The sequence below is a fragment of the Sphingobacterium sp. NPDC055431 genome (assembly GCF_053644255.1).
This window is the reverse complement of record NZ_JBSHLH010000004.1, coordinates 46,532-66,302: the sequence shown is the minus strand read 5'-3', so window position 1 is coordinate 66,302 and position 19,771 is coordinate 46,532. Positions and strand designations below refer to the sequence as shown.

16 protein-coding genes are annotated in these 19,771 nt (G+C 36.3%); 7 read left to right on the top strand and 9 right to left on the bottom strand.

Annotation, left to right across the window (positions count from 1 at the left end; genetic code table 11):
- Positions 1–46 precede the first annotated feature (46 nt).
- Together lpxB and ACWIB3_RS05910 are read left to right on the top strand one after the other, a co-directional pair.
- Positions 47–1,165 carry a lipid-A-disaccharide synthase gene (lpxB, locus tag ACWIB3_RS05915; protein WP_454291156.1) on the top strand — a complete coding sequence of 373 codons (1,119 nt, stop codon included), beginning with the start codon at positions 47–49 and terminating at the stop codon, positions 1,163–1,165.
- 45 nt (positions 1,166–1,210) lie between these two features.
- Entirely contained in the window at positions 1,211–1,837 is a 627-nt protein-coding gene (locus ACWIB3_RS05910) for a hypothetical protein (RefSeq protein WP_454291155.1), read from the top strand.
- Between the two features lie 237 nt (positions 1,838–2,074).
- On the opposite strand, the gene ACWIB3_RS05905 is transcribed toward ACWIB3_RS05910, so the two are convergent.
- The 4 genes from ACWIB3_RS05905 to ACWIB3_RS05890 all read right to left on the bottom strand — a co-directional run bounded on the left by ACWIB3_RS05905 (position 2,075) and on the right by ACWIB3_RS05890 (position 6,370).
- On the bottom strand, positions 2,075–3,265 hold the full coding sequence (locus ACWIB3_RS05905; protein WP_454291154.1) for an ABC transporter permease: 1,191 nt from the start codon (positions 3,263–3,265) through the stop codon (positions 2,075–2,077).
- 5 nt (positions 3,266–3,270) lie between these two features.
- Entirely contained in the window at positions 3,271–4,236 is a 966-nt protein-coding gene (locus ACWIB3_RS05900; RefSeq protein ID WP_185214418.1) for an HlyD family secretion protein, read from the bottom strand.
- A 2-nt stretch (positions 4,237–4,238) separates the two neighbouring features.
- The gene (locus ACWIB3_RS05895) at positions 4,239–5,630 is read right to left on the bottom strand and encodes a TolC family protein (RefSeq protein ID WP_454291153.1); all 1,392 of its coding nucleotides are present in this window, start codon (positions 5,628–5,630) and stop codon (positions 4,239–4,241) included.
- A gap of 179 nt (positions 5,631–5,809) precedes the next feature.
- Positions 5,810–6,370, bottom strand: a complete 561-nt coding sequence (locus ACWIB3_RS05890; protein WP_454291152.1) for a Crp/Fnr family transcriptional regulator — start codon at positions 6,368–6,370, stop codon at positions 5,810–5,812.
- 179 nt (positions 6,371–6,549) lie between these two features.
- On the opposite strand from ACWIB3_RS05890, the gene ACWIB3_RS05885 reads away from it, so the two are divergent.
- From ACWIB3_RS05885 to ACWIB3_RS05875, 3 genes are all read left to right on the top strand, one after another.
- On the top strand, positions 6,550–7,296 hold the full coding sequence (locus ACWIB3_RS05885) for a head GIN domain-containing protein (RefSeq protein WP_454291151.1): 747 nt from the start codon (positions 6,550–6,552) through the stop codon (positions 7,294–7,296).
- Between the two features lie 1,062 nt (positions 7,297–8,358).
- A complete protein-coding gene (locus ACWIB3_RS05880) occupies positions 8,359–8,697 on the top strand; it encodes a hypothetical protein (protein WP_454291150.1) in 339 nt (112 codons plus the stop codon).
- Between the two features lie 10 nt (positions 8,698–8,707).
- On the top strand, positions 8,708–9,235 hold the full coding sequence (locus ACWIB3_RS05875; protein ID WP_454291149.1) for a DinB family protein: 528 nt from the start codon (positions 8,708–8,710) through the stop codon (positions 9,233–9,235).
- 68 nt (positions 9,236–9,303) lie between these two features.
- Here the strand turns inward: ACWIB3_RS05875 and ACWIB3_RS05870 are convergent, their stop codons facing one another.
- The 5 genes from ACWIB3_RS05870 to ACWIB3_RS05850 all read right to left on the bottom strand — a co-directional run bounded on the left by ACWIB3_RS05870 (position 9,304) and on the right by ACWIB3_RS05850 (position 15,121).
- Positions 9,304–9,705 carry a helix-turn-helix domain-containing protein gene (locus ACWIB3_RS05870; RefSeq protein ID WP_185214414.1) on the bottom strand — a complete coding sequence of 134 codons (402 nt, stop codon included), beginning with the start codon at positions 9,703–9,705 and terminating at the stop codon, positions 9,304–9,306.
- A gap of 60 nt (positions 9,706–9,765) precedes the next feature.
- The gene (locus tag ACWIB3_RS05865) at positions 9,766–10,698 is read right to left on the bottom strand and encodes a HEAT repeat domain-containing protein (RefSeq protein ID WP_185214413.1); all 933 of its coding nucleotides are present in this window, start codon (positions 10,696–10,698) and stop codon (positions 9,766–9,768) included.
- A gap of 855 nt (positions 10,699–11,553) precedes the next feature.
- Entirely contained in the window at positions 11,554–13,086 is a 1,533-nt protein-coding gene (locus ACWIB3_RS05860) for a hypothetical protein (protein WP_313259165.1), read from the bottom strand.
- Between the two features lies 1 nt (position 13,087).
- Complete coding sequence (locus ACWIB3_RS05855) at positions 13,088–14,179, bottom strand: helix-turn-helix domain-containing protein (protein ID WP_454291148.1); 1,092 nt, start codon at positions 14,177–14,179, stop codon at positions 13,088–13,090.
- 3 nt (positions 14,180–14,182) lie between these two features.
- Positions 14,183–15,121, bottom strand: a complete 939-nt coding sequence (locus ACWIB3_RS05850) for a helix-turn-helix domain-containing protein (RefSeq protein ID WP_454291147.1) — start codon at positions 15,119–15,121, stop codon at positions 14,183–14,185.
- A gap of 620 nt (positions 15,122–15,741) precedes the next feature.
- Here ACWIB3_RS05850 and ACWIB3_RS05845 point away from each other — a divergent pair.
- Together ACWIB3_RS05845 and ACWIB3_RS05840 are read left to right on the top strand one after the other, a co-directional pair.
- A complete protein-coding gene (locus ACWIB3_RS05845; RefSeq protein ID WP_454291146.1) occupies positions 15,742–17,940 on the top strand; it encodes a bifunctional alpha,alpha-trehalose-phosphate synthase (UDP-forming)/trehalose-phosphatase in 2,199 nt (732 codons plus the stop codon).
- A 13-nt stretch (positions 17,941–17,953) separates the two neighbouring features.
- Positions 17,954–19,750 (top strand): glycoside hydrolase family 15 protein, encoded by a 1,797-nt coding sequence (locus ACWIB3_RS05840; RefSeq protein ID WP_454291145.1) that lies wholly within the window; start codon positions 17,954–17,956, stop codon positions 19,748–19,750.
- Positions 19,751–19,771: the final 21 nt, after the last annotated feature.

Below are 19,771 nucleotides of genomic sequence, written 5' to 3'. Positions count from 1 at the left end.
GCATCATGGTTATAAGAATCCTTATCTTTAAAGATTAATTGTTGCAATGAAATATTACTTAATAGCCGGTGAAACATCAGGCGATCTGCATGGTGCAAACCTGATCAAAGCATTAAAAAAAGAAGACCCCGAAGCTGAATTCCATATTGTTGGAGGCGATCAGATGCAAGAGGCTGCTGAAGTCCCTGTCCTGATCCATACCTCTGATATGGCATTTATGGGCTTCGTGGAGGTTTTGATGAACCTTCGAAGCATTTCCAGGAACCTTAAAAAAGTAAAGGAGGATATACAAAAGGTCCAACCTGATTGTCTGATCCTGATTGATTTCCCTGGTTTCAATATGAAAATAGCCGAATTCGCCAAGAAGCTCGGAATTCCTGTCAACTATTATATTTCGCCCAAAATTTGGGCCTGGAATCAGAAACGCGTTTACAAGATCAAAAAAGTTGTCGATCATATGTTCTGTATCCTTCCATTCGAGGTCAAGTTCTATAAAGAATTCAGATATGATGTGGACTATGTAGGCAATCCCTTATTGGATGCAATTTCTGCCTATAAGTTCCAACCTGATTTCCGAGAAAAAAATGGCTTGGACAAAAGTCCGATCATTGCCTTATTGCCGGGAAGCAGAAAAATGGAAATCGAGCATCTCCTTCCTGAAATGGTAGATCTGTACAATCGTTTTCCTGCGCATCAATTGGTCATCGCCGGAGCCCCTAACATTGACCTGAGCCTCTACCAAAGGTATATTGGCGATTACCCTATCCCAGTCATATTTGATCAAACATATGACCTTCTAAAGCATGCTGAGGCAGCAGTAGTGACCAGTGGTACAGCGACATTGGAGACCGCACTCCTAAGGGTGCCCCAGGTAGTCGTTTATAAAGCAAATCCTATCTCGGTCATGATTGCTAGACAGGTCATTAAAGTTCGGTTTATCTCATTGGTAAATCTGATCAACGATTATCTTTCCGTAATCGAATTGATCCAGAAAGATTGTACCACGTCTAATATTTCGGATGAACTTGGTTTATTGATATCTAACCCTGAGCATCGGGCCAGTGTATTAGAAAATTATGATGTCCTTATGGAGAAAATGGGAACTCCAGGTGCGTCCGAAAAAACCGCTAGATTGATAGTGGAATATATGAAGGCTGAAAATTAAACTTTTTTCCAATAATATTGTCCTAATATACAGGAGGATAACGAAATGAAATATATATTAAGTTTAGCGTTTATTTTAGGAAGCTTCTTTACATATGCGCAAGAAGTTCAACATATTCCGCGCCTAGAGCTTGGAAAAAAAGACAAAAAAGTTTTCAGCAGAGGAGACTCTTCCATGATCTTGAAAATAGATACCTTGATCATGAAAGATAAATCCAAAATAGAGTTCTATGCCAAAAAGGATGTAAAACTCGAAATTGGATATGCTGAAATCGGTAAAAATGTGGTGATTACCGGGCAAGACAGCAAGAACAATGCAACCAATATTGATATGGACGTCAAATTTAAAAAATTGGGATCCCTATTCATAATTGCTAGAGGTCTAGATGCTTTCAACGGTACCAAGACATTCCCAAATGGCAACGGTGGAAAAGTGAGTATTACCTATGATCCAACAGGAGTCAATCCACAAACCAAGGATAAAAAAGGAAACAACTACCTATTTGTTGACATTAAGGAAGGTGGTCTTAGGGTTAATCCAACAAGTGAGATTGGCCAGATATACAGCCGTATCTCTATGTCCTACCCTGGGTTAAGAGGAATGCCGCAAGGACAGATTTACTCTGGTTCTCCTGGTAGAGAAGGATCAGTGGAAATAAAAGCAAAGGAATAATAACAGAATAAAATGTTAGTCCGCGCTATTTTCGGAGCATAAAAAAAACGATCAGGTGTAAGCATCTGATCGTTTTTTATTACCCTTTATTCTTGATATTGAGTTCAAATTATTCGAACCATGTTTTGACCTTATTCGAGACATATTCGGAAATTTCGGAATGTGTCTCGAATAAGGTCAGAAGGAGCTATACAATTTTATCAGTTGTTATTCTTAAAAGAAAAAATTGAATGGGCTCTACCCTATTGCATGTTGCGTATTTTCTTTTGTTTTATTTTCTTTTTTAGCCTTATTGATCTTCAACTGCAAGAGAATTATTGAAGCTATAAAGGTAACTACTGCAATAATGGCTAATCCTAAAATCGGGCCATGCAGATAAGCAGATGTACCTTTTTCGATCATTAAGGTACGGAAAATCTGTAAATAATGGGTCAATGGAATCATTTTCGCAATGCCTACCACCCAATCCGGCATTTGGCTCAATGGCCATGTAAAACCACTCAAGATAAAACTTGGGGTCGCAATGACCATCAGGATCTCGGTAGCCTTCAACTGACTTGGAATAGCAATACTGACCAGCACACCGATGAAGCTTACTGCCAAGAGGAATAACATGGTTGAACCAAAGAAAGTCCAGCCATCGAGTTCTAATGGCATCCTATACCAAATCGAATAAGCATAGTACAGTCCAAAGATCAGGAAGGACATTAAGATGTAAGGCAAAATTTTCACCAGGATCAGTACAAGTACGTTTTTAGATCTGTTGACCAATTCGTTGAACGTGCCTTTTTCAAATTCTGAGGCAAAGCTCAGTGCCAGTCCAAGCATCATGACCTGTTGCAAAACCGTTAACAGCACTCCCGGCAACATAAAATACAGGTAGTTACCACTGCGGATATTTTGCTTGATCATGGTAATCTTAAAGGGTTCAAACTGTTTGCTGGCAACAAATTCAGGTACACCTTTCTTCTGCTGTGCTTTGATCTGTATACCAGCTTTTAAGGTTGATGCAGCAACATTCACGGCCATCATGGCGTAATTGGAAGTCAAGGTGTTGGAGGCATTGACAAACAAGGTCAGTTCCGTACTTCGATTATAATTAATGTCGGACGAAAAATTACGAGGGATCTGAACGACTACGGTTGATTCCGTTTTCATGGCTTCATCTTTAGCCTTGAAAGGATCGTTGAGAACCTTTGCCACATAAATGACTTCATTTTCCTCAAACATATCGATCAACTGTCTACTCAATGGGCTTCTGTCTTCATCCACCACTATGATGGGTAAGTTTGTCACTTTACCCTTCTTATATACTCCGCCAACCAAAACACCATATAGGACAGGAGCACCAAGGAAAAGCACAAGCAATACTTTATTCTGAAAGAAAAGCTTGAATTCTCTTATTATTAAACTCCAAAAATTCTTCATGCTAATTAGTTTTGTTTGACTAAGAAAGTCGCTTTAGTTAATAGATCCTTAGATTCCTGTTTGTCCACTGGTTTTAAATGGATTTCAAACAAGGTCTCCTGTTCTTCAAAATCAGGGTATGCCGTGGAGATATTTGCATAAGAACTCAATGGTTTTATGGTTTCCACTTTTGCCTTGATTTCCTTATTGTCCAAATATGGAACGGTCAGGATTTTCTCTTGTCCTTTTGTAAAGTCTTTCACTTTGCTTTCAGGAATGGTTACCCTAAAAAAAGTGGCATCATTGATGTATCCCGAAACCAAGCTGTATCCTGCTAAGGCAAGTTCACCTACCTGCAAATTGATGTTTTCTACAGTCATATCCTGAGGTGCTAGAATATACCTTTCCTTGCCGGCAACTTTCACTTCGTCCACAGCACCTAGGGCACGCTCTTTCTGACCTAAGGCCATTCTTTGTTGCTCTATACGGGCACCATGTTGTACATCTGCTAATTCAGCCTGAGCAGCAAGGTATTGATTCTTTGCACCTTGATATTTTGCATAGACTTCATCATATTTCTGTTGGGCGATCAATGAATCCTTGAGGAGGTTGTTCATGCGGTCCAGGGATTTCTGAGCAAAATCAAATTGTTCCTTGAGGCCATCTACCTTGGCATGCAGTTGCTTCAACTGTCCATCAGTTGCACCCTTCACAGCCATTTCGTATTGAGCCTGAGCGGCAGCTAATGCCCCTTCAGCTTGAATTGATTTCGCATCTACTTCAGGTAACTCCAGTACGATCAAGGTATCCCCTTTGTGGACGGACTCTCCTACCTCCACTAAAATCTTCTGGATCTTTCCCGGGATTTTTGTGGTCACCGCGATCTGATCACGCTCAATTTTTCCTTCTAATTTTGGTTCCTTTTTAGCATTGTCCCCAGAACAACTTTGTAAAAGAATAATGCCTGCTATTGTGTATATAATGTTTTTCATGATTATCTAGTGATGGTTTGGTATAAGTTTCCGTTTGCTTTTAATAACTCCGATGCTGCCAAGCGCTGATTTAAGACTTGGTTGTAAAAGCCCAATGACTGTTTGTAAAATTCATTTTCTGCTTCCAACCTTTCTGTCACATCCGCCAAGCCTTCTTCAAACTGTCTAGAAGCTAAGTGTAGATTGTTCTTGGCAATTTCAACCTGTTGGTTGCTTACGCTTATTTTTTTCATGGCCAAATTATAATCTACTTCAGTTTTTCGCTGCAATAGGGAAAGCTTCTCCTTGGTGTCAGCAAGTTTGTTTTCATTGATCTGAATATCCAATCTAGCCTTATCTATGGCAGTTTTATGGGCCTTTCCTTCAAATATGGTCCATTTGACCCCTACCCCCAAAGCAAAATTGGGTGCCATCCTTAAATGATTGGCCTCTAATTTTAAATCACCCAAATGAGGTAGATCTTTCAGGGTAGCATTTGTACCAAAAGCATTGAAATAGGAGACATTTCCAAATGCAAATACCTGCGGAAGCTTTGCGCCTTTTTCTTTTTTCAACACAAATTCATAGGCTTTCTGGGAGGCTTCCAGTGCTTGAAGCTCCTTTCTGTTCATCTGTTTAGCCGATTCCATTTCCAGATTGATTTCTTGAAGTTGGTAATTAACAGCTTCCAACTCATTGATATCCATCCCTGTCAGTTCCTGTAGCTTGAAGTACAGGAGCTCCCTATTACTTTGCACCTCTGCTTTTTTACTTTCCAATTCCAACATCGCCAATTTAATCTTATCGCGATCATATGGGATTGCAAAGCCGTTTTCAATTCCTTTCACCACTTTGACATGCTCCTTATTCAATCTTTTTTCAGAGTCGATAATCAAAAGGTCGACTTCTTTCAGTAGCATTAATTGGTCAAAACTGTGCAACACTTCTTGAGCCAATTCATCATAACCAGCTTCAGTCATCAATTGTTGTGCTTTAAACTTCTGTTCCAATGCCTTTTGTCCGTTTGTGATCTGCAGACCACTGAAAATTACCTGAGTAGCTGTTACACCAGCCATTCCAATTTGAGTAGATAAGTTCATGCGTTGAGAACCATCAAAAATGCTGGTACCTAGCAAAGGCAAGGTTTTGGCAGGAAGATCCACATCTATGTTGCTGTTCAGATAACCATACATTGCGTTTGCAGAAACGGTTGGCAACAACTTTCCTTTTACGTTTTCACGGTCCAATGCTACCTTTTGATTTTCAAGGTTGGCATTGATCAGTGATTTATTATAATTAACCGCCTTCTCAACAGGTGCTTTGAAAGCTTCCAGCCCCTCTTGCCCATAAGCAATCATGGTTGTAAGCAACACGAAAGCTAAGCTTGATAAGGTTTTATTAATTTTAAAATCCATTTTGAATCAGTTTGACTTAATCTTTTAACAAGACAAAGATGCAAGTGTTTTAGATGAATAAATTTCAGATATCTTAAAAAAGAACATTAATCTAAAATTCAATCCATAATAAATACCATTAAAATGATCTTATTGAGTAAGGAAGATAAAATTAGGTGCAGGCTTATATAGAAAAATTACTATTTGATCCCTCGTATTACCGATAGTGTCTGTTGGGAAATGCCAAGGTATGATGCGATGTGACCTAAAGACGCATTTTGGAACAACTCCGGGTTTTCTTCAATCAGTGCATTATAACGCTCATGCGCAGTTTCAAACTGCGTTTTGTAGAACCTATTGGAAAAGTTTATCAGGGAGTCTAAAAGGACTTTCTGAATAATCTTATTGACGGTAATATCTGTATTAGAAAGTTCTTCAATTGCAGCAAACGGAATCAAACAGACCTTGGAAGGAGCCAATGCCTGAAAGCCAAAAAGAGATGGCTTTTTATAAAAGACACTTTCAATACCGGTTCCAAAGGTATTTGGACCAAAGAAATAATGTGTTATTTCTCTTTTGTTTTTATAATAGTAAATCCTGGTAAATCCAGATTCGATAAAATAAATATATCTTAAGTAAGTATCAGGCTCAAAGATTACATCCCCTTTAGCATATTCCTTAATTTCAATAATAGAATCAAAGAATTGTTCGAGGTCATCATTGATATGGTAAAGTTCCTTAAAATATTTTAATAGGGTCATCGGAAATTTCTGCTGATAAACATTGAAAATATTGTTTTTAATTGGCCTAAACAAATGAATTATGCATTATTTTTTTGGTTAAAGGGGTCCATTCAAAAAGATATTTTCTAAAAAATTAATTACATTTATGGCTAGAAAGCTGTTGGATATTGCAGCTTTAAACTAATCAATTATAAAAAATGAAAATTACACTAACAGTCATCATGTTAGCCTTTATGACAATGGCGCATGCGCAGCATCATGAAACTAGAAAAATTGGTAATATTTCAGGGATTTCGGTTGCTTCAGGTATTCAAGCTAAGTTTATTAAGTCCTCTAAAAATGAAGTGGTAGTCGATGTTTCAAGACAAGATCTATTAAATAAAATTGTAACTGAGGTCAAGGGTGGCAATTTAAAGATCCAGGTAAAAAGAGGCAGCAATATCAGAAATGCTAATTCATTGAAAGTTACTGTGTATAGCAATTCTACCATTAATTCGATAGCAATCAGTTCAGCAGGATCATTAGAGATTTTAGATCCAATAAGTGTCAATAATTTCAATGCAGACCTTTCCTCAGCGGGAAAATTGAAAACTGGAAAGGTTGAAGCTACCTCATCGGAAATAAACCTAAGTTCTGCCGGTAAAATGTCAGGGGAATTAAAGACCGAGAAATTGGCAATCAATGCTTCCAGTTCTGGAGAATTGACCTTATCTGGTTTGGCCAAACAGACCACTGTAAATATGTCCTCAAATGGTAAAGCATTTTTACAGAACTTGAAAACCACAAATTTAACAGTTAATGGTAGTTCAGGTGCCGGATTGAAAATCAATGTATCGAATGAATTAAACGCAAATGTTTCATCTGGTGCAAAAGTAGAATATTCAGGTAATCCAAAATCAAAATCAGTCAATCATTCATCAGGTGGTTCGGTTAGCCAGCTATAAAGTATTTTAAGAATGTATCAAAGGAGCTAAATTAAAACTTAGCTCCTTTTTTGTTTAAATCCATGTCTTTGGTAGCAGAGCGAACGAACTGTTTCCTTTCTAAAGAAAAAGTTTACATTTTACCCCCCTTAACTGTCGTCCTGACAAAGGAAGTGTCTCTGGATATTTCAGAATCAAAATATTAAAAACTAAGATGCGTATTGCTGTACAGTTCCTTGCCCTTCACCCTCCCCACCTGTCGTCCTGAGAAGTAAAAATTTACGCAAAATTTATTGGAAGGTTATGACAGCAAGTTGGCAATGAAAATAAATTAGCTCTTTTATTTTTTTAAGTATAGAACCCCTTTTGGGGTTCCATTATTTTAGCAAACATGGCACGTTAGTCTGGAAGTCGCGCAAAAACGATGTTCGATTAATCGAACATCGTTTTTGCATTAGCCCTATATTGTTTACCATCCATGCTAAAATAATTCTGCCCTTCTAGGGCAGTTTGTCGCAAAGAAGAGATTTTTCTGGAAAACAAATATGTGCCTGAATGGCTAGAAACACATTTCTATTAAACTTGTCATTGGTGCAAAGGAAGGATCTCGGAATTTTACAAATAAGATTGTATTAGCGTACAGGTCCTCAATCTTCGATTGAGAATGACAAGGTCATGAGGGGCAGAACCATACAGATTCCTCACTGATCGTGCAGAATCAAGATTGCTCTTTTGGCTGATTGTTTTTTTTCGGATAGCGTCCCTAATTTTTCCTTTTACGTTATAAAATTATTTTGAACTGTCCTGAGGAAGGGTTAAGTTTGTAGTGTTATTTATAATCATTCTAAATAATTATTGATAGGCATTATTTGACTTTAGATAAAGTCCACAAAGAATCTCCATAATCTCTTTACTACTATTTCTATTGAGCTCCTGTATCCTTTCCACCGATACGGGAGCCATAGAAATAATGTAGCCCTGCCTTAGCCCCTTTTCCCAGATTTAAAAAATTAAGTTTCAATTCTATTCTAAGCTTTAATTTTCATAAAATATATTCTAAATTCAGGTTGTAAAATTACCCTTATGAAAGCTATCTTCTTTATTGGATTTTGGCTCTGCCAGATCAGTTCAAGTATTATTTTCAAATATGGAGGTATTCAACCGAAATATCAGTGGATGGCATTGATCGGTGGGAACATCATCCTACTTTCTGCTTCCTGGTTTTTGGTCCAATTATTCAAAACCGTTCCACAGCCTATAGTAATAGCTCTTTGTTCAGGCGGAACCTTTTTAACCGTGCAATTGGCCATGGCGTTATGGTTCAAGCAATCATTGAGCTGGATGCAGATATTGGGGTCATTGATCATCATTGTGGGCATGGTAATGGTCACTTTTGGTGATAAATCAATCAGTCAAAACTAATTTAATTAAGATGGACGCAGAAGAAAAACAACCAGAAGTATGGATGCGAGGTCCAATCCCTCAAGTTCCAGCTTTGCTTCAACCTGTCGCACATGCCATATTGCAGGTCAATGAAGATATCCAAAAAATTGACTCAGACAAATATGAAAAACAATTATGGATCAAGCCTTATGGCATGGCATCAATTGCATTTCATTTACAGCATATAGCCGGAGTAATAGATCGATTGATGACCTATTCGCGGGGGGAATCCTTAAATGAAGAGCAATTTGATTACCTCGGTCAAGAGGGGCAACGAAATGACAACCTATGTTTGGAAGACTTAAAGGGTAATTTGGTAAGGACTGTTGAAGTTTTTATAGCGGCATTAAAGCACATCAATCCCGACAGTCTAACCGAAGAGCGGTTCTTGGGTAGAAAAAAGATACCTACAACGCAAATGGGTCTCCTGTTCCATGCTGCAGAGCATGCACAAAGGCATTATGGACAACTATTGGTCACCCTGAATTTATTACATCATATGGACCACACTGCATAGGCATAAGCCATACTCGTAAAGGAAATCCTAAAGCCAATGATCTTGACTTTAGGATTAACTTTTGCTAATTAAGCGATCTTTTCATCAAAGAAAACGATAAACTGGGTTGGATTGAATCCAGTTCGATCTTTAATGCTCTTAGCAAATTTTCCATAGGATGAGAAGCCTGAGAGTGCAGCTAAATACGTTAATTTAAAATTTCTAGCCTCTTCCACTGTTCTTAAATAATTGTTCAAGAAATCCAGTCTTAAATTATTTACATAATTTGGGAAATCAATTTTCTTGTTTTTATTTACTACGAAGGAAAGATATTTAGAATTACATCCTATCTCCTTGGACGCAGTGGTTATAGAACAAGAAGGATTTAAATATGATTCCTGTGCTTCCCATTGAGTAAGTGCTGCCAGAATCTTATTCTCCGTGTCTGGGTTCATATACTCCTTTTTGATAGTTGGAACGTTGTCAATCATAATAGAATAGATAGTGTTAATTAATTTGATAGTTATTCGGTTTGTTATTAATATGGTGATTTACCCTATTTGGTAGTTTATTTGTTTCGTTAGAGCTTCTTCAAAGAATGTGTCCGTTGTTGTTTTTTCCTGAGTTTCTGTATCACGGTGATTTCTAATGATTTTCATGGCTTGGATTAACTCTTCCTTTAGCGCACTGTCTTTGGATTCAAAGAAAATTTCATTCAGGAACTCCAGTCCAAATTTTGTTTTAAACTCAGTAACGGCCCTAATAATGGCTTTTTTCACCTTTTTGTTGCTGGAATGGTAACAGGCGATGATATGTGATTCACTCTGTTTGTGCTTTAAACAGATCAATGTTTCAATAATTGCCAAGCGGATATCATTACAGGGTTCATTATGCAGCAAACTGGCTAATATAGCTCCACAGCCACGTTGATTAAAAAATGAAATTTCTTTAATCATAAAAATCCTGAAAGCTGTATTCGTCGAGTTCCTCACCCATCTGCTCAAGAGCGGTAAACGGCCTGCATCAGCTTTCACCATTAAAAATTGGTGAACGAGAATTTCATCCAGCGGATTAAATTCATTGATAAAACTTTCGTCCAAGAACTTATAGGGTTCGTGATTCTCAGTTTTCGAAATCTTTTGCGGCCCTTTATTATTTAACCTGTTCGGGAGGTTATGCGCTGAAATATGAAGGATCTGTTGTTGATAATTGCTCTTCAGGTCATCCAGATTCTTTTTTGCCTTAAAAATTCTATTCAGATTATTGGATACAAGTTCTAATTCCCAGAAATTAATGAGTCCGTAGGTGTTCAAAATGATATTATAGTTATTATCATTAAAAGCGACCTTTCCAATTTTAGATTTTAGGTTGGCTTGGATCAATAACTTGGATAGGAACTTTAAGCCTCTTCTGGATCCTTTTATATTATAGATCGATTCAAATTCATTTAAGACATTCTGTTCCGAGAGATTATTTCTATTCATGAGGATATCATTGATAGAACTCTCCAGTCTCTCTTTAAAGGGTCTAAATGTTTGATCATCCTGATTATATTTTGCCTCGAAAAACAGGTTTCTCAATTGATTAATAATCAGAACTAAGATTAAGGATACGAAGATTACAATTGTTAACCTTGTTAAGGAAGGATAACTCCATAATTTTGCCTGTACATATAACAGATAAAATTGAAGGTAATAACCTAGATACATATTCTTTAATATTTGTTATTAATAGTTAGTTGGCGTATTAATAGCGGAATTAGCCTGCATTTTTCATGTTAGTTAATTCCTCGTTTGTGATTAATCAAAATTACATCTAGTCCCCAAAAAAGTATGTCCCATAAAACATTTTAATTGTCTAATTGCAATAATAAGACATGTCTTAAAACTATATAACAATCTGTTTGTCAATTTATTATAAGCCTCTATTTGATTTGATTATATTAATTGTTGATTTTCAGGAAATTGAAAATTTGCACAATATTTCCAGCAAATTATTAGACTTAAATGGAGGTGGACATACGCCCTTTTGGACAATTTATGATCATTATCAAGGAATATTTAACCATGTTTCCTTGATTTATCTGTTATAAACAGCTATAATTAGTTGATTTTAGCAAAAATTTAGTCTAAAGAGCTGCAATAATTTGGTTGCTTTTTAGATTGGAAGAGATCTGTAGAAGAAATTAGGTGAAAATGGTAGATGAATACCTGTTAAAATCAAGTAATGTCCACCCCCCTAACCCCTTTTATTTGATAATATTAACCTATAAATTAAATGTGAAGTTATTCATTCACCTGCTTGCACAAGCTGTTTTAAGAAAATAACAATGAACTATTTTAGTGCTTCTGTTTTAACTCCTCAATAAATAAGGATGGTGTAGTATCCATTACGGATTTAAAGGCTAGTGTGAATTTACTATGTGATGTAAACCCAGCCATATCCGCAAGGTAAGACAGTTTATAGTCCAATAGAGCCTTGTTGGACTCTAATTGCTGAACTATATATTGGATCCTCAAATTCAATATATAATCATTGAAATGTTGATTCTTATATTTTCGTATTACATAGGATATATACTTCTGATTGCTGTTCAGTTTATTGCTCAACCAGCCTAAAGTAATATTCTTGTTCAAGAAAAAATGGTCATCTTCCAGATCATTAAGCTTCTTGACCAGTCTCGTTTCGGTTTCCAGGGATATCTGTACCTCTAAATTAGTATGCAGATCCTTCGTATGAGGTTTGCTCGGGTTGGAAATTTCAGCCAAAGGAGCCAAATCAGCATAAATATTTTCATTTTTATTTGATTTAGGTTTTACCTTGATCATATAAAAGAGAATAAATACACATATACTGATAACAATCGACCAAACCAGAATGACATTATTTCTTTTTAGGGATTTAATTTCCTGTAAGTTTTCCTTAATCAGGTTATTGCTAATGATCTCCGCGCTATTTCTTTTTTGTTCTTCGATTTGGTTGAATTTGTCAACAAATTGTATAGCTAGATCATTCCTGTCGATATTTCTTTGATATTTTGCTTCTAAAAAGTAGTATTCTTTCTTAAGGTAGAGATTATTAGACCCATTTACATAAGGAATTACGAGATCTAAATACTTCCTGGCGTTTTCCAGTTGACCCAAATGAAAATAGCTGTCAGCCAGGAATTGATAGGTAAAAGCCTTAATGATATGTTCGAAGCCATAAACTTCATCCATGACCATTTTAAGGTACGTTAGGCTTTCCTCATAATTACCCATCTCCTTGTAACATTGCGCAATTATTAAATAGTTTTTGGATCTAATTAATAAGGATCGAGGATTGTTAAAGTCAATATAACCTTTTTTGTTAACGGCTAAATTCATACATTCTAAGGCATCAACATACCTTTTCTGATTTATGTATTGATAGGCTTCTTCTTGAAGCACCCAAATATCGAGCTGGTTCCTGACCAGGCTATCATTAACAGATTTAATATTGGCCTTGGCTCTATGGATATATCGGCTGACTTCTTCATGTATACCAATATCTCTGTATATTGATGCAAGAACTAATGCGCTGCTGGCTTCAAAATCCGAAAGACCTATAAGGTCAGAAAGTCGATCTGCTTGTTTAGCATAATTAATTGCTATAGAATAGGTTCCAACGCTTTGATGAACTAAAGCTAAAAGAGATTTTGATCGGATTTTAGAAGTTTCCGAGGTTGAAATTTGTTCCAATGAATCCGCAACGCGAAGGGCTTCTTCATAATTATTGGCAAGAAATTCGGAACGAACTGCAGCATACCTTTTCTCAAACACCGTCCTTTGGGAATAAACCTGAAAAGGAAGTATCCACAGCAATAAATAGCTCAAAATCCTAATGCATCCCATATTAATTCAAATTTGGAATAACCATTTCTCTATATTCAATAGGTGTACATTTCTTTTCTAGGTTAAAATTCCTATAGAATGAAGCCCTTGAACTAAACCCGCAGCGTAATGCCAGTTCATCAATATTCATATCAAAATCTTCTTTGCTCAACTCTTTACACACTTCCTCGACACGGAGGGCATTAATAGTTTTCAAAGCATTTTGATTAAAATAATCTTTAAAAAATTGGGAAATCAAAGGTCGAGAGATTTTCAAATCTCTGGCCATAACATCAATATTAAATTCTGGACTTAAATATCTTTTCTCTTCAAGGTATTGTAGGATCTTCTCTTTATATGGTGATTCTTTTACGTTTTGATTGACCTTTAATGAATACTCTGATGTTTCATTTTTCTTGAAACTGTGATTTGACAATGGAAATCCTTGAGGCCGAACCTGAGAAACCAAGGTTCGGAATAAATAATTGTAAATCATACTAACCCCTATCATCATGATCAAATACACGGTAACTCCTGAAACAGGTTTGCCCACATCAAATTTATCAATGAAGCTTGACATGATGGTGGGGATAATAAATGCCGCTAATACCAATAGAAGTATGATAAAGTAATAGTAAAGCCTTTTGGTGTCAAGTTGTAAGAAATCAGATATATTACCTTTCAACAATACTGAAATTGGATATAAGATCCAGGATAATCCGAACATGCTGTAAAGAACAACATAATACAATTTACCGTATTGGAATCGAATAAATTCACTGGATAAAAAAATGATAAAAATGACGGACATTATCAAAAAAGGAAAACCATGGATTAGGATAGTTTTTCCAGTTACCCTTTTATATTTAAATGCCAGATATCCAAAATATAGGAAAGGTCCATAGAGCAACCCAAATGGTGCTCCTAAATCTACATATTTATAACCTGGAATGATATCACGGAAAAGGGCGGCAAAAACAGTATGGATCAGAAGGGTAATGATCAGCAAAGACAGGATTTTCTCAAACAGACCTTTTTGGGGAAGGTTGCTGTATATCTGATAGCTGAGGAGGCATATGACGATAATTGCTGAGTAGATGAAAAAAATCAACATATGCTATTTTATTAGTTTATTCCTATAATTAGATGGAGATTCTCCAACATATAATTTGAAATATTTATTAAAAGTAGTTCTGGAATCGAAACCACTTAAATCCGCCAAGAATTCAAGTTTTAAATTTCCAGAATCTGCATGGATTAAGTTGACAGCATGTTGGACTCGATAAGACGCCAACCAATCTTCAAAATTGGAATCCAGGATCATCTCTAAATAATATTCAATCTTTTCCTTTTCAATAGAAGTTTGTTTGCTTAATCGGTCCAAGGTTAAATGGGCATCAAGATATAAGTGTTCCAGTTCCATGCTCTGGGCAATCTTGTTTTTGATCAGATGTAATTCTTGGTCCTTAATATTAAAATCATATACTGATGCAAGTGATAATGCTTGTTGGTTTTCTTGACTACTGCTCAGAAATCTATTGCTGACAAGAAACCAAGTCAAAACGGCAACATTTACCAATAGGATGGCAACAATAACTAATTGCGCATGTCTGTTAGAGAAGTTGTTAGATAAATGGTTGATGTAGATAATATTGATAAAGAAAAATATGGCAAAGCCCAGTAAGGCTAGTATCTCAAGTAGAATCAGATTCCTTTCATTTAAAAACAGACTTTCTTTTTTCTTGGAAAAGATAACAATGGAAGGATATGTAAACATCGAAATCAATGTCGAAATGAAATAAACATGTTGATAGATAGATGGAATGGAAGGTTTTACCAGAAAGAAAATGGCAGCAACAATGGTAAATGGAATAAAATGAGGCAGTGCTCTGCTTAAGGTTATATTTACATCAAGTTGATCTAAATAGGCTAAATATAGAAGAGGCCCAAATATTAAGGATATTGGAAATTCAATACTTTCCATCATCATTAGGATTTGGATTATTAAACCAATACAGAACATGGTTAATAAAATCTCAAATAGGTTCTTCTTCATATACTATTTACTAAATAATACCAGATTATTCAGCTGTAAGAAATTAAATGGTAGACTAAGCCTCTACCTCTTAGATAACACTGTTAATAATTGAACAATTCACATAGCAACAGATTCAATATCAGGTACGGTTGCTTCTATTTCAGCAAATATATCTAAATATTCATACATCTATAAAATGAACCCAGAGGCCCTTTTTTTAAAGAAATAGTCTATTTTCTGTACTTAGAATTTAGTTAATGTTTTTGAGTGATTTAAATAATTAGAAATAGTTAAAATATATAAATTGGCTTCGCTTAAAAACGACCTTTATTTATGTAAAGGAAAAATAAAATAATTATCAGCGTTTAAACATCTATATGTTTTCTGATATCAATCTTGTTCATTGGTTAACTTAAGTGGCAAATGACAATTAAACAAATCACAGGCCCTTTTACTTAATTTTTTTTCTATTTCAAAGATATTCAATACAATATATAATAATTTGTTGAGATTTATGAAATTATTATTACCAAATTTTAAAGTTAAATTAAATTGGCAGGAATGGTTTAGTGAGCTGTTTATCAATGTTTAAACATTAATTCAAACTATTTAGGCTTTAGATTGTATTACAATTACATATGTTACAAAATCTAGATATACCCGATTCGGGCACTCTCATTATATCGAATCGCCTGCCAGTAAAAATTGAACGAAAAAAATCAAAACTCAAGTTCACTCCCAGCGAAGGAGGATTAGCCACTGGCCTGGGATCCTTTTATAAAGAAAATGGATCTTGGTGGATTGGCTGGCCAGGGATTATCCCCAAAAATGAAAAAGAAGAAGAATTGATCAGGCAGGAGCTTAAAAAGCTGAACCTCATCCCTATATTTCTCACAGAAAAAGAGATCAAAGGTTACTATGAGGGTTTTTCGAATGCCATTCTTTGGCCATTATGCCACTATAGACCAAGCTATGTGGAGTTGAAACAAGAGTTTTGGCTAAGTTATGTGGAAGTAAATAAAAAATTTGCCGAAGCAGCATTGCCTTTTATAGAACAAAATACGCGTGTTTGGGTCCATGATTATCAATTAATGCTAGTACCTAATTATATTAGGGAACTTAAGGAATCCTGCAGCATTGGATATTTTCACCATATCCCCTTTCCTCCTATCGAGTTATTTAAGATGCTACCATGGCGAGATGAACTATTGGAAGGACTTCTGGGTGCAGACCTGATCGGTTTTCATACCTATGAAAACGTGGATAATTTCTTGGACTCCTGTTCTGGTGTTTTAAACCTCCAAAACAATATCAACTCCCTGAAAATAAATGGAAGAAAGGTGTTGGTCGACGTATTTCCAATGGGCATTGATTATGAAAAGTATAAAAGCCAAGCCCTAGATACAGAGACGAAAGAATATAGCAAGCATCTCAAAGAACTGTACCACAATCAAAAACTAATCCTATCTGTAGATCGCTTGGATTACAGTAAAGGAATCTTACAGCGATTGACAGCCTTCGAAATTCTATTAAATGACCATCCGGAGTTACATGGACAAATTTTATTATATATGCTCATAGTTCCTTCTCGGGACCAGGTGAATCAATATAAAAAATTAAGGAATGAAATCGACAGAAAGGTTGGTAACATCAATGCGGTATATGGGAAGCCTGGTTGGCAACCAATAGCCTATTTTTATAATTCCTTACCTTTTCATGTTCTTTCAGCATTATATGTAGCGGCAGATGTATGCTGGGTAACCTCTCTTTACGATGGCATGAACCTAGTTGCGAAAGAATATATCGCGAGTAAGCAAGAAACAAAAGGGGTTTTGGTGATCAGTGAATTCGCTGGTGCTTCCAAAGAGCTATCGGATGCCTTAGTCATCAATCCTTACGCGGTACATCGGACCAGTAGAACACTTTATGATGCTATTAGCATGGAGGATGAGGAAAAGGATGAAAGGATGCACGCTAGCCAAGCCATTGTTTCAAAATTCACGGTTCATCACTGGGTCAACCTCTTTATGCAGCGTTTAGAAGAAATCAAGAATGAGCAAAGGCATGAATTAGCCAGGAAAGTCCGTGAAAAAGTTGAAAATAATATTAAATCAAGTTATAATGCAAGTAAAAAAAGATTAATACTTCTTGATTACGATGGAACTTTAGTTGGATTCAATAAGAATGCAGATAAGGCGGTTCCCACTACGGAGGTCTATGCAGTATTGGACAAATTAAGCAATGACCCACGGAACTTGGTCACCATAATTTCGGGTCGGAAATATAGCAATTTAGAAAGTTGGTTTGGAGGCCGACCATATTACTTAATTGCAGAACATGGGATCTGGAGTAATTATCCCAACCATGAATGGCATTTAGTTCCAGGGCTGAGCAATAGTTGGAAAACAGAAGTCAATCAAATCTTGCAAAGGTTTACAGACAGGACCCCTGGATCATCAATTGAAGAGAAATCCCACTCCTTGGCATGGCATTACAGGAAAGTTGAACGGGCCTTTGGGCTTAGGCAGGCACAGGAGCTTTTACAGGAATTGAGGCATTTGAACCAAGTTTTGGACCTTCAGCTAATCAACGGTGATCGTGTCATTGAAATCAAAAATAAACTTGTGAACAAAGGAAAAGCGGCCATAAACCTTGCAAATGAAATTGACCCTGATTTTATTTTATGTATCGGTGATGATGCTACCGATGAGGATATGTTTATTGCCTTACCTGAGCATAGCATTACAATAAAAGTGGGTGACAAACAATCTCACGCGAAGTATTACGTTGAAAATAATAAAGAAGTCTTACAGTTATTGGCTTCTTTAGAAAAATAAAAAGATAAAATCTATGAATAAAAGACACCTTTATAATAGTGGTATTATTGGGAACTGTAATTTTATTGCCCATGTGCACAAAAGCACAAACATCAACTGGCTATGTTGGCCAACATTTGAAGATAGTTTCATTTTTGGATGTTTACTGGATACCGAAAAAGGTGGAGAATTTAACATAAAGCTTGACGACAGTCATATTACCTCCAATCAATATTATTTAGAGAATACCAATATTTTAGTTACTGAAGTCAATGGAGAACATTCTGGTTTCCGAGTTATTGACTTTGCCCCAAGGTTTGTACAATATGATCGTTATTACAAACCACTGATGTTGATCCGAATAGTTGAGCCACTTTATGGAAATCCAGCAGTAAGAGTAAACTGTAATCCAAAAGCGAATTACGGGAAAGATGATTTTAAAAAAAACAGAGGAAGCAATCACATTCATTTTCAGCATGCAGAAGAACATATGAGATTGACAACCAACATTCCCATCAGTCATTTTTTCGATCAGGAAGAGAGCAATATTATCCTTTCCGAGAAGAAATACATGATCCTATCGTATGGAAACAGTTTTGAAGCACCATTGATACAAACAGCGGAAGAGTTTTTGATCAAGACCAAAATATATTGGAGGCGCTGGACAAAAAAAGCAAACATTCCGAACTTCTATCAGGACCATATCATTCGATCGGCTTTAGTTTTAAAATTGCACCAATACGAAGATACCGGAGCCATCATTGCTTCGAGTACCACAAGTTTACCGGAGTCACCAGGTTCGGGAAGAAATTGGGATTATCGTTATTGCTGGGTCAGGGATAGTTATTACGTATTAACAGCCCTGAGCCATATCGGAAAATTTGATGAACTCGAAGAGTTTGCCAACTACATTACCAATATCACCCAATCGGATTCTGGGAGGTTGCAACCTCTCTATGGAATACTAGGTCGTAAAGTTTTGACAGAATCGACGCTTGACTATTTGGAAGGCTATAGAGGCAATAAGCCCGTTAGGATTGGGAACCAAGCTTATGAACATATACAAAATGATGTATATGGGCAAGCCATGATCGCCATGTTACCTCTATATACGGATTATCGCTTTCCTCAAGATGAAAGAAAAGATGCAAAAAGCTGGTTGAAATATATCTTGGAGAAGATACAGATGACGATAGATGAAAAGGATGCCGGTATCTGGGAATTCAGGAACATTGCGAACCATCATGCCTATTCCAATCTATTTCAATGGGCTGGTGCCTCAGCTGCCTTAAAAATTGCGAAGCAGAACAATTACAAAGATATTGAGGAACAGGCCAAGATTTTAATGGATAAAGCCGCGGATTATATTGAAAAATGTTATGATCCAGAAATGCAGGTTTACAGGAATTCAGATGAAGGTTCAAATTTGGATGCGAGTACTTTACAGTTAATTTTAATGAATTACCTGGATCCAAGTTCAGACCGAGCAAAAAAACATTTGGAAGCTGTGGAGAAAGAGTTAAAGGGCAAGAACGGACTGTTTTACAGGTACCTGCACCAAGATGATTTTGGAAAACCTAAAACAACCTTTTTAGTGTGTGCATTTTGGTATGTGGAAGCATTGGCATGTGTAGGTCGATTGGAAGAAGCTCAGGAAACCTTTGAGCAACTACTCTCCTATGGAAATTCCTTAAAGCTATTTTCTGAGGATGTTAACGAGGAAGATGGTAGTCAATGGGGCAATTTTCCACAAGCTTATAGCCATGTGGGATTAATGAATGCGGCATATCGAATCGCGGTTAAATTGGATAAGCCAATATTTCTAATTTAATTACTTAACATTAAATTCATA